This is a genomic window from Flavobacterium cerinum, assembly GCF_004028155.1.
Taxonomy (GTDB): Bacteria; Bacteroidota; Bacteroidia; order Flavobacteriales; family Flavobacteriaceae; genus Flavobacterium; species Flavobacterium cerinum.
The window spans coordinates 203,505-218,564 of record NZ_SBII01000005.1; the positions used below are offsets into that span (position 1 = coordinate 203,505).

At 37.5% G+C, this 15,060-nt stretch carries 17 protein-coding genes; 9 read left to right on the plus strand and 8 right to left on the minus strand.

Annotation, left to right across the window (positions count from 1 at the left end; genetic code table 11):
• Positions 1 to 151 precede the first annotated feature (151 nt).
• Together recG and EPI11_RS18970 are read left to right on the plus strand one after the other, a co-directional pair.
• On the plus strand, positions 152 to 2,251 hold the full coding sequence (gene recG, locus EPI11_RS09575; RefSeq protein WP_128389743.1) for an ATP-dependent DNA helicase RecG: 2,100 nt from the start codon (positions 152 to 154) through the stop codon (positions 2,249 to 2,251).
• A 190-nt stretch (positions 2,252 to 2,441) separates the two neighbouring features.
• Positions 2,442 to 2,588 carry a hypothetical protein gene (locus tag EPI11_RS18970; protein WP_164879142.1) on the plus strand — a complete coding sequence of 49 codons (147 nt, stop codon included), beginning with the start codon at positions 2,442 to 2,444 and terminating at the stop codon, positions 2,586 to 2,588.
• Between the two features lie 705 nt (positions 2,589 to 3,293).
• Here EPI11_RS18970 and EPI11_RS09580 read toward each other — a convergent pair.
• Both EPI11_RS09580 and EPI11_RS09585 read right to left on the minus strand, forming a co-directional pair.
• The gene (locus tag EPI11_RS09580; protein WP_128389744.1) at positions 3,294 to 3,731 is read right to left on the minus strand and encodes a hypothetical protein; all 438 of its coding nucleotides are present in this window, start codon (positions 3,729 to 3,731) and stop codon (positions 3,294 to 3,296) included.
• Positions 3,732 to 3,877: 146 nt separating this feature from the next.
• Complete coding sequence (locus tag EPI11_RS09585) at positions 3,878 to 4,105, minus strand: helix-turn-helix domain-containing protein (protein ID WP_164879143.1); 228 nt, start codon at positions 4,103 to 4,105, stop codon at positions 3,878 to 3,880.
• 77 nt (positions 4,106 to 4,182) lie between these two features.
• On the opposite strand from EPI11_RS09585, the gene EPI11_RS09590 reads away from it, so the two are divergent.
• Positions 4,183 to 4,698 carry a methyltransferase family protein gene (locus EPI11_RS09590; protein ID WP_128389746.1) on the plus strand — a complete coding sequence of 172 codons (516 nt, stop codon included), beginning with the start codon at positions 4,183 to 4,185 and terminating at the stop codon, positions 4,696 to 4,698.
• Between the two features lie 782 nt (positions 4,699 to 5,480).
• Here the strand turns inward: EPI11_RS09590 and EPI11_RS09595 are convergent.
• The 3 genes from EPI11_RS09595 to EPI11_RS09605 all read right to left on the minus strand — a co-directional run bounded on the left by EPI11_RS09595 (position 5,481) and on the right by EPI11_RS09605 (position 7,426).
• Positions 5,481 to 5,780 (minus strand): GIY-YIG nuclease family protein, encoded by a 300-nt coding sequence (locus tag EPI11_RS09595; RefSeq protein ID WP_128389747.1) that lies wholly within the window; start codon positions 5,778 to 5,780, stop codon positions 5,481 to 5,483.
• Between the two features lie 418 nt (positions 5,781 to 6,198).
• The gene (locus EPI11_RS09600) at positions 6,199 to 6,765 is read right to left on the minus strand and encodes a hypothetical protein (RefSeq protein WP_128389748.1); all 567 of its coding nucleotides are present in this window, start codon (positions 6,763 to 6,765) and stop codon (positions 6,199 to 6,201) included.
• A gap of 100 nt (positions 6,766 to 6,865) precedes the next feature.
• On the minus strand, positions 6,866 to 7,426 hold the full coding sequence (locus EPI11_RS09605) for a hypothetical protein (RefSeq protein WP_128389749.1): 561 nt from the start codon (positions 7,424 to 7,426) through the stop codon (positions 6,866 to 6,868).
• A 479-nt stretch (positions 7,427 to 7,905) separates the two neighbouring features.
• On the opposite strand from EPI11_RS09605, the gene EPI11_RS19090 reads away from it, so the two are divergent.
• A complete protein-coding gene (locus EPI11_RS19090) occupies positions 7,906 to 8,091 on the plus strand; it encodes a hypothetical protein (protein WP_206619107.1) in 186 nt (61 codons plus the stop codon).
• Here the strand turns inward: EPI11_RS19090 and EPI11_RS09610 are convergent.
• On the minus strand, positions 8,083 to 8,925 hold the full coding sequence (locus tag EPI11_RS09610; protein WP_128389750.1) for a hypothetical protein: 843 nt from the start codon (positions 8,923 to 8,925) through the stop codon (positions 8,083 to 8,085). The genes EPI11_RS19090 and EPI11_RS09610 overlap by 9 nt on opposite strands.
• Before the next feature lie 328 nt (positions 8,926 to 9,253).
• On the opposite strand from EPI11_RS09610, the gene EPI11_RS09615 reads away from it, so the two are divergent.
• From EPI11_RS09615 to EPI11_RS09625, 4 genes are all read left to right on the plus strand, one after another.
• Entirely contained in the window at positions 9,254 to 10,120 is an 867-nt protein-coding gene (locus tag EPI11_RS09615; RefSeq protein ID WP_128389751.1) for a bestrophin family protein, read from the plus strand.
• A gap of 69 nt (positions 10,121 to 10,189) precedes the next feature.
• On the plus strand, positions 10,190 to 10,360 hold the full coding sequence (locus EPI11_RS18975; RefSeq protein ID WP_164879144.1) for a hypothetical protein: 171 nt from the start codon (positions 10,190 to 10,192) through the stop codon (positions 10,358 to 10,360).
• A gap of 127 nt (positions 10,361 to 10,487) precedes the next feature.
• A complete protein-coding gene (locus EPI11_RS09620) occupies positions 10,488 to 11,132 on the plus strand; it encodes a hypothetical protein (protein WP_128389752.1) in 645 nt (214 codons plus the stop codon).
• Between the two features lie 29 nt (positions 11,133 to 11,161).
• Positions 11,162 to 11,827 carry a hypothetical protein gene (locus EPI11_RS09625; RefSeq protein ID WP_128389753.1) on the plus strand — a complete coding sequence of 222 codons (666 nt, stop codon included), beginning with the start codon at positions 11,162 to 11,164 and terminating at the stop codon, positions 11,825 to 11,827.
• A 51-nt stretch (positions 11,828 to 11,878) separates the two neighbouring features.
• On the opposite strand, the gene rho is transcribed toward EPI11_RS09625, so the two are convergent.
• Entirely contained in the window at positions 11,879 to 13,792 is a 1,914-nt protein-coding gene (gene rho, locus EPI11_RS09630) for a transcription termination factor Rho (RefSeq protein WP_128389754.1), read from the minus strand.
• 185 nt (positions 13,793 to 13,977) lie between these two features.
• On the opposite strand from rho, the gene EPI11_RS09635 reads away from it, so the two are divergent.
• Entirely contained in the window at positions 13,978 to 14,400 is a 423-nt protein-coding gene (locus EPI11_RS09635; RefSeq protein WP_128389755.1) for a DUF4293 domain-containing protein, read from the plus strand.
• A gap of 94 nt (positions 14,401 to 14,494) precedes the next feature.
• Here the strand turns inward: EPI11_RS09635 and EPI11_RS09640 are convergent, their stop codons facing one another.
• Complete coding sequence (locus EPI11_RS09640; protein WP_128389756.1) at positions 14,495 to 14,992, minus strand: metallophosphoesterase family protein; 498 nt, start codon at positions 14,990 to 14,992, stop codon at positions 14,495 to 14,497.
• Positions 14,993 to 15,060 lie beyond the last annotated feature (68 nt).

A 15,060-nucleotide genomic window follows, 5' to 3' on the forward strand; every position in this document is an offset into this window, starting at 1 on the left:
AATAAATTAACAGTTTTTTAGTTTCATAGCCCCGATAGAGCCGATATCCTCGCAGCGAAGCGCAGAGATAAAGGCGATAGCGGGAACAGCTTCAAATTTTGGATAGTTACTTCTGCTTTCTTACCTTCGTAGTCCTAACGTAAAAGCCTGAATGAATAACCTACTCGAAACTCCTATTGAATACCTTAAAGGTGTTGGACCTGCGCGCGGCGAACTGCTGCGTAAGGAGTTAGGCATTCATAAATACGGCAACCTCATTAACCTCTTCCCTAACCGTTATATTGACCGTACCCGTTATTACCGCATTAACGAACTGATGAACAGCAGTTCTGAGGTTCAGGTAGTGGGAAAAGTAATCAATATTAAGACCGTGGGCGACAAACGAACCCGCATGGTGGCTACGTTTACCGATGGTACGGGCGAAATGGAACTGGTTTGGTTCCAGGGGCAGAAATGGATACGTGAGAATTTAAAGCTCAATACCCCTTATGTGATCTTTGGTAAATGCACGTCGTTTAATGGTGTGTTCAATATGGCGCATCCTGAGATGGAACTCCTTGCTGAACATGAGCAGAGCCTCCGCAGTGCGATGCAGCCTATTTACCCAAGTACCGAAAAGCTAACACAGCGCGGTATTACCAATAAGGTGGTTAACAAGATCATGCAGCAGTTATTTTTAGAGACGCAGGCGTTGTTTACCGAAACCCTGCCGGGGTATTTGATAAAAGACCTGAACCTGATCCCTAAAAATGCGGCCCTGTTCAATGTACATTTCCCGAAAAGCCAGGAATTGCTGGCACGGGCGCAGTTCAGGCTAAAGTTTGAAGAGCTGTTCTTTATCCAGCTGCAGTTAATTACCAAGAACCTTATCCGTAAGCATAAGATAAAAGGCCACCCGTTTGATAAGGTAGGCGATTACTTTACCAATTTCTACCAGAACCACCTTCCGTTTGAATTGACGGGTGCCCAAAAAAGGGTGCTGAAAGAGATCCGGAATGATATGGGTCAGCCCGCGCAAATGAACCGTTTGTTACAGGGAGACGTAGGTTCGGGGAAAACGATAGTGGCATTAATGAGTATGCTGTTAGCACTCGATAACGGCTTTCAGGCGTGTTTGATGGCGCCTACCGAGATCCTGGCGAATCAGCATTTTATAGGACTTTCGGAATTAGCTAAACCGTTAAATATCAATATAAAGATACTTACGGGTTCAACTAAGACTTCAGAACGAAAAATTATACATGAGGCACTGGAAAGCGGTGAACTTCATATTATTATAGGAACGCACGCACTACTGGAAGACAAGGTGCAGTTCAAGAATTTAGGGCTTGCCATTATTGACGAGCAGCACCGTTTTGGTGTGGAACAGCGCAGTAAGCTGTGGCGTAAAAATGATATTCCGCCGCACGTACTGGTAATGACCGCTACCCCTATTCCGCGGACGCTTGCCATGAGCTTGTATGGCGATCTGGATATCTCTGTTATAGACGAGCTTCCGCCGGGGCGTAAACCGATACAGACGGTACACTGTTATGACAGCAACCGCCTAAAGGTTTGGAAATTCCTTAAGGATGAGATTGCCAAAGGACGCCAGATCTATATTGTGTACCCGCTGATACAGGAAAGCGAAAAGATGGACTATAAAGACCTGATGGATGGCTACGAGAGTATCTCTCGCGATTTCCCGTTGCCCGAATATAGTGTGAGCATTGTACACGGTAAGATGAAACCAAGCGAAAAGGACAGCGAAATGACCCGTTTTGCTGCCGGAAAGACCAACCTGATGGTGGCCACTACTGTAATTGAGGTAGGTGTTAACGTACCTAATGCCAGTGTGATGGTAATAGAAAGTGCCGAACGCTTTGGGCTTTCGCAGCTACACCAGTTACGCGGACGTGTGGGCCGTGGTGCCGACCAGAGCTACTGTATTATGATGACAAGCCACAAGCTGAGCAGCGATAGCAAAACACGACTGGAAACGATGGTGCGAACCAATGATGGTTTTGAGATTGCCGAAGTTGACCTTAAACTGCGCGGCCCGGGCGATATTATGGGTACGCAGCAAAGCGGTGTACTAAACCTGCAGATTGCCGACCTGGTGCGTGACCGCGATATACTTATGCTGGCACGCGAACATGCGGTACAGCTTCTTAAAGATGATGCTCCAATGGAAAAACCGGAGCACGCTGCCTTACGCCATGCTTTTATTGAAATGAGTAAGAAGAAGAATATTTGGAATTATATTTCTTAGAGTATATCAATTATGAAGTTTTAAAATGATAAAGACTGTACGTAAGTATGGTCTTATTGTTATTTGTACTAAATGTATTTATACTTGTTGCTTAAAATCAGGTAATTATACGTGATTTAAATTCAAATTAATTTTGAATACTTGTTATTCCTTATAATGAGAAATATTAATTTGAAATAATAATTTAATAATGGCAAAAAAAGATAGTTCAATAAAAATTTCATTAACAGATTTTCTTGATTTTATTAATAGATCTGGAGGCACTAAAATGACAAAAGTTAAACAGGTAAAAAACAGAGCTAAATATCATCCAGCATCAGATTTTTATAAGCCATAACAGCTGCTAGAGTAAAAATTCTTTTCATAAGTAAAGTGTAGGTTATTATTGATTATTAATACAATAATAAAGAATATTTCTTAGAAGACGAATAATTTTTACTTTTTAAAAAAAAACTGCAACCTATATTTTAAATATAGATTGCAGCCTGCCCCCACAGCATAATTTCTACTCTCTAGAAATATAATGTCAATATTAGGGAATTTGAATTTGATGTTGTCACAAAACAATGCCAAATGAGTTATAAAATTCTACAATTTTAAGTCTTATGGATTTAAAAGCTTAAAAAAGGGGATTATTTTGAGTATTTAGAAAGGCGCCTAATTAAAAGAGTTAGTATTCTTAGTTTTTGTGAACTACCCAGCTGATTAACGAATAGTATAGCGCCAACGTTTAGAAAATCTCCATTATAATTCTTGAGATTGAATTAGAATATCTTTTCTTTATTTTCAAATCGTATACATTTTCGTATACAATAAAAAAAGCCTCTCATTACTGAGAGGCTTTAAAATCAGGGTGAATGAGGGGTCTCGAACCCCCGACCTTCAGAACCACAATCCGACGCTCTTGTTCTTAAAGCTATGATCAATTTTTTTTTAATTTTACTACTTAAAAGTTGCTGTAATATTCGTTATCATTTGTGATATATGTTTGATTCTTAGATCAAAATATTGAATATTTTGTTAATGATTATACTTCTCAGAATTAGTTTAGTTTGAAATCCCTTTTAGTTTTAGGTATATAATCTGGGTTAACATTTTCATTTTTCATTAAATAATGATAAACATTTTGGTTCCCTACTGTAATAACATATGCATTAACAAATTCCCAACCAATGCTGCTCATATAGTTTAAAGCATCAATAACAGAGTTAAAAAGTATTTTTTTCCCATTTCTATCTCTTATCTTTTTATCTTCAAAATATGTAGCATCCTGCCCATAATCAATTTCTAAATCCACATCCGGACTCAAAAATTTAGACGTTGCCATTAATAAACAATATTTTACTGGATAATTTAGGCTATCTCTTGGACTATATGTAGCCATAGCTTTTTTCTTATCTAATATTTTCTGCCTCTCTTCTTTTGTTTGTGAATAAGAAAAGGCTGAGATAGCAAGCATAATAAGTAATAGTTTTTTCATTCTTTATCCTTTAATATTTAAGCTTAGTCCTATGCAAGTATAATCTCTATTCTTAGATATTTAGAATTTATAACACTTCTTTCTATCCTAATTAATTTAAAAATTATTATTCCTAAATTATTAAAAATCTTTATAGATAATAACTTTTAAAGAGATCCAAACAAATCTTTAATTGAGACATTAAGAAGACTTGCTATCTTTTTGAGATTGAGTACTGAAGTATTTACAACACCTCTTTCTATCCTACTGATTTGAGAAATTTCCATACCTAAATCAGCAGAAAGTTGGGCTTGGGTATAGCCTTTTTCGGTTCTGATTTTTTTAATCTTTTGACCTAAGGCTTTTAAAAATAATATGTCTTCGTTATTTTTCACACTCAAAATTGCGAATTGATATAGGATATTATGTAGGCAAATTTGCCTATATAATATTTTAATTCTACTTTTAGCATATGATTGCAAGACATTTTAAGGTTGTAAGAAGAAGATTAGATAATCTCATTTACTCATTAGTAGTATCTGTGGGAGTTTTCTATGTATTTCCTTACTTTTTTATAATGCTGCAACATCAATGGGGCATTCCTGTTTTTAAGCACGATGCATTGCCTGTTCTGGATATTATCATAGCAGATGTTGGGCTTATGCTCGCCATTTGGTGCATTGCTATTATGGTGGTATATAAAAAAGGTGCGCTGTTATCGTTTGAGGGTTCGCAAAACTTTATGTGTAAAGGTCCGTACCGGTTTGTCCTCCACCCTATGCTGCTTTCTATGCATATTATTCTGTTTGGTGAGATCGTGTTCTTACAGTCGCCTTTCCTATTGATCTGGCTTGTGGTTTGGGCGCGGTTCTCGCACCTGTATGTGGTTCATTTTAAGGAGCCGTTCCTTATGGGTATTTACGGTAAAGCCTATACCGATCATTGGAAGAAAACAGCGCGGTGGCTGCCGGGAGTTTGGTGGTTGTAGTTCTTCGACAGGCTCAGGGTGACACAAAATAAACAGTCATGCTGAGCTTGTCGAAGTAGGGTGTTTATTTTATTGGGAGTACCCTTCGACAAGCTCAGGGTGACAGGACGGTTTTTCATCGCAAATAGGAATATCTGAAATAAATAGTCATACTGAGCCTGTCGAAGTGGGCTGTTTATCTTGTTGTGAAGCCCTTCGGCAAGCTCAGGGTGACAGGACGGTGTGTGATGGTGTTTACGGATATATGAAAATAAACAGTCATACTGAGCTTGTCGAAGTAGGCTGTTTATTTTGTTGTGATTAGCTCAGGGTGACAATGGGAATGCGCTTCGACAGGCTCAGCGTGACAGAACGGTGCATAATGATGTTTACGTATATGAGAATAAACAGTCATGCTGAGCCTGTCGAAGTGGGCTGTTTATTTTGTTGTGAGTACCCTACAACAGGCTCAGCGTGACAGGACAGTTTTTCATCGCAAATAGGAATATCTGAAATAAATAGTCATACCGAGCTTGTCGAAGTAGACGTTTATTTTGTTGTGAAGCCCTTCGACAAGCTCAGGGTGACAGGACGGTGCATAATGATATTTACGTATATGAGAATAAACAGTCATACTGAGCCTGTCGAAGTGGGCTGTTTATTTTTGTTGGGAGTACCCTTCAGCAAGCTCAGCATGACAATTGGAATGCGCTTCGACAGGCTCAGCGTGACAGGACAGTTTTTCATCGCAAATAGGAATATCTGAAATAAACAGTCATGCTGAGCCTGTCGAAATAGGCTGTTTATTTCCCGAATTGTGTGTGGTTTTTTGAGAAGGCTATTAGCTTATCCCAATCCTCATTAATCAGGGCTTCTTTTTTGCGTCTGCTCCATCCCTTAATCTTCTTTTCTATTGCTATTGCTTCATTTGGATCGGTAAACATTTCGACCCACATTAGCTCTACCGGACGTCTCGTATATGTATATGCCGAATGGGAAAGTCCTTCATTGTGCTGCATTACACGTTGGTCAATGTTATTTGTTATCCCTGTGTAATAGCTGCCATCCGAGCATTTTAGTATGTATACGTAGAAAAGTTTCACTATTGTTGTTTTTTCAAATATAGTAAATGAGTTTTAATTTAGAATGCGCTTCGACAGACTCAGCGCGACACAAAATAAACAGTCATACTGAGCTTGTCGAAGTGGGCTGTTTATTTTGTTGTGAGTGCCCTTCGACAAGCTCAGGGTGACGAAATGCGCTTCGACAGGCTCAGCGTGACAGGACGGTGCATGATGTGTTTACGGATATATGAAAATAAATAGTCATACTGAGCCTGTCGAAGTAGGCTGTTTATTTTGTTGTGAAGCCCTTTGACAAGCTCAGGGTGACAGGACGGTGTGTGATGGTGTTTACGGATTATGAGAATAAACTGTCCACTTCGACAGGCTTAGGGTTACGTGAAAATCATAAAAAAAGCCACTCAATAAGTGGCTTTTCGTGCTTATGTTATTAACTAATTTATTTTCCGACACCTATGCTTTTAAGATAAGCAAACACACGGGCAAAACTGGTTTCGACAGTTGATATCTTTTTGCAGTCGCCACTACAAGAGCTGCAAACACAGCCATTGGTTGCACTCGCCTGGCAGCCCGTGTCACTGGCACATGATACAGATGTGCATGTGCACGTGCTCCCCTGCATTAAATACATTCCGCTTCCGGCTCCACCAAAGGGTTTAAGAACAGATGTGGCGCTTACGACTCCATTATCACTCCTGCCAGTCACTACATATATTGCTGTCCCGTTTTCGGAAGTGCCACCTAAAATCTGAACATTACTGAAAGTTGTATCTTCAGGAAGGTTATGTTTATATTTCCAATAACCCACCAGCAATGCCTGATTTATAGGCGTGAAATTTCCGTCATTTCCTAAATAGCCGATAGTAGCGTTATCTATTACAGGTGACGGAGTCATGTCTGATTTTAGCTTTATCGTTTCTTTTTCGTCACTGTTTTCAGAGCAGGCATAGAAAATACCTGCAAAAAGCACTAAGCTTAATACTGCTTTAATAATATTTTTTTTCATATCGAATTGATTTAATTTAATATTTTTATGAAATCCTAATTTATTTTATATAGAAGTCAGGAACCGCTTATTTGAGTGGTTCCTGATATTTTTATAGTAATCATTTGCCGACTCCTATACTTTTAAGATATGCGAATGCACGGGCAAAATTGGTTTCGACGGTTGATGTTTTTTTGCAATCGCCCGAACAAGAGGTGCAATAACAGCTACTACCGCTTGCCTGAGCATCGCAGCCGGACCAGGAGCATGCCGTTGTTTCACACGAACACGTACCTCCTGCCATCATATACATGGCGTTTGCCGGTTCGCCAACGGGCTTAAGAACAGAAGTAACACTTACTGTTCCGTTTTCACTCCTGCCGCTTACGGTATACGATAACTGTCCTGTTTCTGAGGTTCCACCAATGACATGAATGTTGGTAAAATTCGTGTCAGCCGGAAGGTTGAGTTTATATTTCCAATATCCCACCAGTAATGCCTGGCTTATGGGTACATAGGTACCATTGTTCATATAACCAATAGTAGCGTTATCTATTACGGGAGACGGAGTCATGTCTGACTTTAGCTTTATCGTTTCTTTTTCATCACTATTTTCTGAACAGGCATATAAGATCCCTGCAAAAAGGACTAAGCCCAGTAATGCTTTAATAAAATTTTTCATGTTGGATTAATTTAAAAGTTGGTTGCCCTACTCTTTCGATTTTCAGATCCTCGACTACTCTTTTATTTCATGTCGTTTTTCATTTACACATACCCCGACGTTGGGTCGTTGGCCCCTGATAACGATATTAAATCATTTAGAGGTGTAAATGTATAGAAAGAATTTATCTGTAAGGCATTGTTAGTCAGGTTTATAAAGATTAAAAGATACCGTTAATCGATAATCAAAATTCTATTTACCAGGGATTTATGTTAAGAAAACCCCAGTGATATAGTGGAGAAATCTCGGGGTTTGTTACACTACGCTGTGAATGACAAAACAGTGCGATATTTTGTTTTGAATGCCCTTCGACATGCTCAGGGTGACACAAAATAAACAGTCATGCTGAGCTTGTCGAAGTAGGCTGTTTATTTTGTTGTGATTAGCTCAGGGTGACAATGGGAATGCGCTTCTACAGGCTCACCGTTACAGAACGGTGCATGATGATGTTTACATATATGAGAATAAACAGTCATGCTGAGCTTGCCGAAATGGGCTGTTTATTTTGTTGTGAAGCCCTTCGACAGGCTCAGGGTGACAGAACGGTTTTTAATCGTATAATAGGAATATCTGAAATAAGCAGTCATGCTGAGCTTGTCGAAGTAAGCTGTTTATTATTACTCTGATTCTTTTTTGATGTTTCCTTTTTTGTCGCGGAGCTGGAGTTTATTTGCACTGCTTATGGTAAGATGGAACATATTGAAGCCTGACGGATACTGGAATTTTTTTAGGGTTTTATCTGTACTCCTGAGGCGTTGATACATAGGAGATCGTCCTTCCAGTTGGGTTTTAAGATACCATTCGTTATCGTCGCGTTTCACGATCGTGAATGCTCTTTTGACACCGTGCTCCAGAAATTTCCAAGTACCTAATGTGTTTTTATCTTTGTAGTTAAGTGTTTTTATATGTTGTTTTACTAGAGATAAAACTTTGTTTGGATCTACTGTATGATTTGCTTTTTCAAACAACGTTTGACATTCCAAAATGATGCTATTGTCACCGCTGTTAAAGTCAGGATCGAATTCCATGTCAAAACCATAATTCCTAAACAGAAATCCGCCTACAAAATAGTTTGGGTAACGATCCGGAGGTAATTGGTTTAACTCTTTTCCTTTAAGGATAATTGGGAAAGTATATTCTTCAAGTTCGGGTATTCCGGTATGTGTCCAAACCAACCAGGGAGTTACATATGCAGGGTATTCGTATTCTGAACTGGTCGGATAACCAAATTTTTCAATCAGCAGGCTTGCGGCATAGAGGTTATAAAGCGGTAAAGTAACATCGGGAGTATCACTAGCCGATGGATCCTGATCCAATTGGTTAATTGTTATCCAGAATTCTTTTATTTGTTCCGGTGTTTTAAGATTGCTTATTTGTATCCTGAGCTTTTCGAATCGATCCTGACCAAAGGCGGTATTTAAAAAAACTAAGAACAAGATCGTGGCGATGGTTTTCTGCATGTGTTTTGGTTTGACTTAAATGTACATAAACTGGCTTTGCAAAGTTACTATCGTTTTAACTTTTTTTACTGCAATGGTTTTTGCAGTAAAATTTTAGAAAAAATATGCGGGAGATTTTTTTACATTTGTTTGAGTAATTACCCATTGATCGATCCAAAATATACTAAAAGTGGAAGATTACTTCTTTACAGTATGTAAGGTATTGATTTACATTTGTTTGAAAAATTGAATTATTCCACACAAAAAGTGCATGTCGGAGACAAAAAGTGGACAATTAGCGACTAAAAAATAATCAGATAAAATCTTAAAAAGATAAACAAAATACAATATGACTTCATACGATCCTAAAGAATGGTTTTCGTTTATATTTAAATTCCACCGTGGGGATACTTTTAAGAAACTTATCCCTTTAATGTTAGCAATCGCGGCTTATTCAGGTGGTGTTGCTTACCTTGAAATGGAGTACTGGATGCTTTCGGATAAAAGTCATATAAAGAACATTACCGTAATGCATACTATGCTTGGATTTGTGATCTCTTTGTTACTGGTTTTTAGAACTAATACAGCTTATGACCGCTGGTGGGAAGGCCGTAAAATGTGGGGCGCATTGGTCAATAATAGTAGAAACCTATCCATGAAACTGGCGGTGATGCTGGATGATAAGGAGGATAAAGAAGCGTTCAGGAAACTTATTCCTGCCTATGCTTCGGTGCTTAACCTGCACCTAAAAAATGAAGACATCAGTCACGAACTTTTTGATGATGCAACCCTTTCTGCCGATCACTACAAACACAAGCCAAACCAGATCGCTAAAACGATCATGGCAAAGCTAAATGAAATCTACCGTCAGGGTAAGATCAGCGGTGAACAGCTTATTACACTTAATAGTGAAGTGAATTCCTTTACCGATATCTGTGGGGCTTGTGAGCGTATCAAAAACACTCCTATCCCCTATTCTTATAGTGCTTTTATTAAAAAATTCATTTTCTTCTATGTGATGACACTTCCTTTTGGATATGTGTTCCAACTGGGTTATTATGTGATTCCGGTTGTTGTATTTATATTCTACGTGCTTGCCAGTTTAGAGCTTATTGCAGAAGAGATTGAAGATCCGTTTGGTAACGATCCTAATGATCTTCCTTTGGACAAAATCTCCGAAAATATCAAGAAAAATGTCGAAGAACTCCTGTATTAAGTTTTACCATCAAATTAACTAATCCGTAAAATATAGTTTATAATTTTAAGATTCAAAAAAGCTGAAATTATGAGCAATAATAAAAAATCTCCAAAAGGGACCCTCAATTCTGACGATGATGTAAGTAATAATGCACATTATTCTGAGTCGGGAGAAATCACCCATGAAGATGATCGTGACAGCAAAAAAAGTACCGATGACTGGGATGCTGAAAAGAATCGCTCCGGTCGTCATAAGTAGTATTTACTGAGATTGTGCTGTTAAAAATAAAATAAAAGGTTTTATAAGACGTTCTATTTGTACCGAACCGTCCTGTTTTGTATAAACTGGCAAAATTTTTGTTACTTTGCTATATATGATGAATGCAATGCATAGAATTAAATATATTTTTATAGTACTTTTTATACTGTCCGGTACAGGCTTATATGCTCAGGTTGATAATCCTACCGGTGGTATTGCTATACCTAAAAGTAAGACTCCCATTGCCCCCACAGCTCCGGCAAAAGCAGAGGCTCCATCTAAAGTAGCTCAACCAAAAAAGACTTTTATGTCCTATGATCTTGGTGGGAAAGGTTTAAGTATGGAGAAGAAAAATGATTTTGTTAGCCGTGGTGCTGAGTTTGAAGATAAAGCAAATGCAAGTGTTCGTTCTAAAGGAGAATCAAATGTGGCTTTTCGCGGTCACCAATTTTTTGGAGAACTTACAACAAAATCACAATACCTTAATGTGCTTGCCAGTGATTATGGTTTTCAGGATGGTGACAGGATAAAGGTTCTTATAAACGATCGTGTAGTGATTGAGGAATTCACGCTTACCAATAATAGTAAGGCTTTACAACTCATGCTTAGTCCCGGTTTTAATAAAATTGATTTTGAAGCTATGAATCAGGGAACCTCGGGTCCTAATACGGCCGAGTTTGCTATCTATGATGATAAAGAGAAACTTTTAATGTCTAATCAATGGAATCTTGCCACCGGATTTAAAGCATCTGTAATGGTGATTAAAGAATAAAACTATATTTGTTTTAAGCCAAACTAAATATGAAGCAATTATTACTACTTGTACTATCATTTCTGTTTTCACTACCTATAGTTGCACAGGAAGAACATGATGCAACTCTTTATTTTCTTGATGGAACCGATATTTCAGGATATGCTACATTGAAATTAGATAAAGCTTCATTTTATGGAGCTCCTCAGGACAAAATAGTTTTTAGAGTTACTAAAGATGAAAAGGCAGATGTATGGGATCAAAAAACTGTAACTAAAGTAGTTTTTCATGATTTTGATACTCCTCGAACTTTTGAATATATTGAGATAAAATATAGTAACGGCACAGAAATTACTCTTTTAGAACTTATAATAAAAGGTGAGGTTAGTCTATATGCTGATGCGCTTGCGGCATGGAATAGCAAACCTAAAGATCCAGATGAAGCGTCTCATATTACACCAGAACCAAAATATTTAAAAGTAAAACGGGATAAAGAAACAAAACTGACTACGCTTACAGGCAACAAGAAAAAAATAGCTGCTTATTTTAATGAATGTCCTGGTATAGTAGAAAGGCTTGAAAATAATACTTTTAATATTGCAACACTTGAGGATATAGTTGAGTATTACAATGATTTATGCTCTGATAATTTTCTTGAAGCTCCACCAAGAGCTGTGAAAAAACAAGCAGATCGTGATGAGGAAGAAGGAGAATAAAATAAAAAGTCCCGCAATAGCGGGACTTTTCCATATAAAAAACATTTCGTTTTAGTCATTCATTGAGGTAAGAAACTCTTCATTGTTTCTTGTCTTTTTAAAGCGTTCATTGATGAAATCCATAGCTTCAACCGGATTCATATCAGCGAGGTATTTCCTCATGATCCACATACGCTGTATTGTTTTTTCATCAAGCAATAGATCATCTCTTCTTGTACTTGAGGATGTAAGATCGATAGCAGGGAATATACGTTTGTTAGCGATTTTTCTATCAAGCTGTAATTCCATGTTACCTGTTCCTTTGAATTCTTCAAAGATAACTTCATCCATTTTAGAACCGGTGTCAGTAAGTGCAGTAGCAATAATACTTAATGAACCTCCACCTTCAATATTACGGGCAGCACCAAAGAAACGTTTTGGTTTTTGTAATGCATTGGCATCTACACCACCACTTAATACTTTACCTGATGCTGGCTGAACTGTATTGTAAGCCCTTGCTAAACGGGTAATCGAGTCTAATAAGATAACTACATCATGGCCACATTCTACAAGACGTTTTGCCTTTTCAAGTACTATATTAGCCACTTTTACGTGACGCTCTGCAGGTTCATCAAAAGTAGAAGCAATAACTTCTCCCCTTACACTACGCTGCATGTCAGTAACCTCTTCAGGGCGTTCGTCAATTAATAATACAATTAGATATACTTCAGGATGATTTGCCGCAATAGAATTAGCAATATCTTTTAGAAGCATTGTTTTACCCGTTTTTGGCTGTGCTACGATCATACCTCTTTGTCCTTTTCCTATTGGAGAAAACAAATCGATAATCCTTGTAGATATAGTACTCTGCCTGTCGGCAAGATTAAATTTTTCTTCAGGGAATAATGGCGTAAGGTGTTCAAATGAAACCCTGTCACGAACCACTTGTGGGTCATGTCCATTAATCTTATTCACTTTTACCAGAGGGAAATATTTTTCACCTTCTTTTGGAGGGCGAACAACACCTTTAACTGTATCTCCGGTTTTTAACCCGAAAAGACGTATTTGAGAGTTTGATAAATAAATATCATCCGGTGATGCCAGATAATTATAATCTGATGAACGAAGGAAACCATATCCGTCCGGCATCATTTCAAGGACACCTTCACTTTCAATTATACCATCAAACTCATAATCCGGTTCGCGGTAATTTTGTTTTTTGCTGTGAGTCGGATTTTGATTTCCAACAGGAGGTGCAACCGGAGCCGGGTTATTTTGGATATTCTCTTTGTTTTGATTGTTCTTATTATAGCTTGGGTGATTAGGATTGTTTGCATTTGCTCTTTCAATCTGTGCTAATCTTTCTTCTTCGCTAATTTGAGCCTTTTGCTGCCTGTTGTTTGGTTTAATTTCAGACCCGGCTGGTTGTGGCTTGGATTGAGTAGTATCCTTAAGCGGTATATTTTTTCTCCTGCTATCTTCTTTTGCTTGGTCAGCTTCTTTAGGTTGAGGAGTAATCTTGTTTGTTGCAGTTTCAACTGTTGGAGTTTTTATATTTTCCTTAGTTGTATCTTCTTTACTTATAACAGGCTTCGTGAATTCAGGTTTTATCTTGGTAAAAGTTTTTTCCTTTTCTTCAGTAGCTTTTTCTGTAGGAGTATCTTCGATTAAAGTAATTTCCGGCAGTGGTGCAAAAAGCTCTTTTTTAGGTACTTTTTTTACAATTGGTGCTTTTTTAAAAGTATCCGGCGCAATTCTTATTCTTTTAGCTTTTTCTGCGGGTAGTTCAGACTCTTCTTTGTTAGCTACTGGCGCAGCATCTTCAAAAAGGGGTTTTATTATCGCAGGATTTGCTGCCTGATGATCTAGTATTTGGTACACTAGCTCGTCTTTTTTAAGCCCTCTGTATTTATTGATTTTTGCTTTTTTTGCAATTTCCTGAAGCTCAGGAAGCTTCATTTCTTTTAATTCGGAAATATCAAACATGAATAATTTTTAGTTAAATTAAATAGTGTATTCAAAATGGATCGAAGGGTAAGTTTTTTTTGGGAATACTATACTTCAGAATGAAGTACTTATGATTTTGTATTGCAATATTACAAATTTATTTTTAGTGTACAATAGTATTTTTTAAAAAGAAAACATATTTTTGTACTGCAAATAAAGCAGCAATGTTACAAAGAATACAAACTATATACTTATTAATAGCCTTTATAGCAACCGGAATATTACCGTTTGCATTTCCATTATGGGTTACTAAAACAGGTGAAAACTATTATTTCATAAGAGATCTTTCTTTTGTTATGTTGTTTGCCTTTAGTACAACACTTAGTGTAATAAGTATACTTACTTATAAGAAAAGAAAAAACCAGTTTGTCATGGGCAGGCTGAACATAATATTAAATTTAATTTTATTAGGGTTATTTGTATTCAGGCTATTTAATTTATCCGGAGAGACCGATCCAGAAAAGATCGTTTCAGAGAAGGGTATTGGGGTAATCCTCCCGATTGTTTCTATCGTTTTCCTTGGCTTAGCCAATAAAGCCATCAAGAAGGATGAGGACCTCGTAAAATCTGTAGACCGCTTACGATAAACCTCTAAACTTAGTTTATTAGTGCGTAGAAAATCCGGGTCCATATAGCCCGGATTTTTTTTGTTTATATCTGAAATTATTGTCTAAATCAAGTTTAAACCCTCTTCCCTATTTCTACAACTTCAAGATTTTGTATTTTATCTCCTTCAATCTCAAAACGAAGCATAGTACGCACCTGATGAAAACCGCTTACTCCTGCCGCTCCCGGATTCATATGTAATAAACCAAGTTTTTGGTCGAATTGCACTTTCAGGATATGTGAATGTCCACAGATGAATAACTTTGGAGGATTAAGAGTTATTTCTTCACGAATAGCCTGATTGTATTTGCCGGGGTAACCGCCAATATGTGTAATCCATACATCAACACCTTCGCACATAAAACGATTGTTTAACGGAAATTCCATACGTGCTTCATTATTATCGATATTGCCATATACAGCTCTTAGCAGTTTTTCTTTTTTAAGGGCATCGGTTACAGAAAGATCACCTATATCTCCTGCATGCCATACTTCGTCGGCAAGACGCACGTATTTAAGTATTGTGTCATCAATGTGGCTGTGGGTATCTGATAACAGAAGGATTTTTTTCATTTAGTAAAGTAGATGGGTTTCTAAAACACAAAGTTGCTAAGTTTTTTACCTCCATCCTAATAATTTCA

Bases quoted from the DNA above. Each gene is read 5' to 3' on its own strand.
- EPI11_RS09625 (WP_128389753.1), top strand. From the start codon at position 11,162: ATGAAGCAATTATTACTACTTGTACTATCATTTCTGTTTTCACTACCT.
- EPI11_RS09640 (WP_128389756.1), bottom strand. From the start codon at position 14,992: ATGAAAAAAATCCTTCTGTTATCAGATACCCACAGCCACATTGATGAC.
- EPI11_RS18975 (WP_164879144.1), top strand. From the start codon at position 10,190: ATGAGCAATAATAAAAAATCTCCAAAAGGGACCCTCAATTCTGACGAT.
- EPI11_RS19090 (WP_206619107.1), top strand. From the start codon at position 7,906: ATGATGATGTTTACATATATGAGAATAAACAGTCATGCTGAGCTTGCC.
- rho (WP_128389754.1), bottom strand. From the start codon at position 13,792: ATGTTTGATATTTCCGAATTAAAAGAAATGAAGCTTCCTGAGCTTCAG.
- recG (WP_128389743.1), top strand. From the start codon at position 152: ATGAATAACCTACTCGAAACTCCTATTGAATACCTTAAAGGTGTTGGA.
- EPI11_RS09615 (WP_128389751.1), top strand. From the start codon at position 9,254: ATGACTTCATACGATCCTAAAGAATGGTTTTCGTTTATATTTAAATTC.
- EPI11_RS09635 (WP_128389755.1), top strand. From the start codon at position 13,978: ATGTTACAAAGAATACAAACTATATACTTATTAATAGCCTTTATAGCA.
- EPI11_RS09610 (WP_128389750.1), bottom strand. From the start codon at position 8,925: ATGCAGAAAACCATCGCCACGATCTTGTTCTTAGTTTTTTTAAATACC.
- EPI11_RS09605 (WP_128389749.1), bottom strand. From the start codon at position 7,426: ATGAAAAATTTTATTAAAGCATTACTGGGCTTAGTCCTTTTTGCAGGG.
- EPI11_RS18970 (WP_164879142.1), top strand. From the start codon at position 2,442: ATGGCAAAAAAAGATAGTTCAATAAAAATTTCATTAACAGATTTTCTT.
- EPI11_RS09580 (WP_128389744.1), bottom strand. From the start codon at position 3,731: ATGAAAAAACTATTACTTATTATGCTTGCTATCTCAGCCTTTTCTTAT.
- EPI11_RS09600 (WP_128389748.1), bottom strand. From the start codon at position 6,765: ATGAAAAAAAATATTATTAAAGCAGTATTAAGCTTAGTGCTTTTTGCA.
- EPI11_RS09620 (WP_128389752.1), top strand. From the start codon at position 10,488: ATGCATAGAATTAAATATATTTTTATAGTACTTTTTATACTGTCCGGT.
- EPI11_RS09590 (WP_128389746.1), top strand. From the start codon at position 4,183: ATGATTGCAAGACATTTTAAGGTTGTAAGAAGAAGATTAGATAATCTC.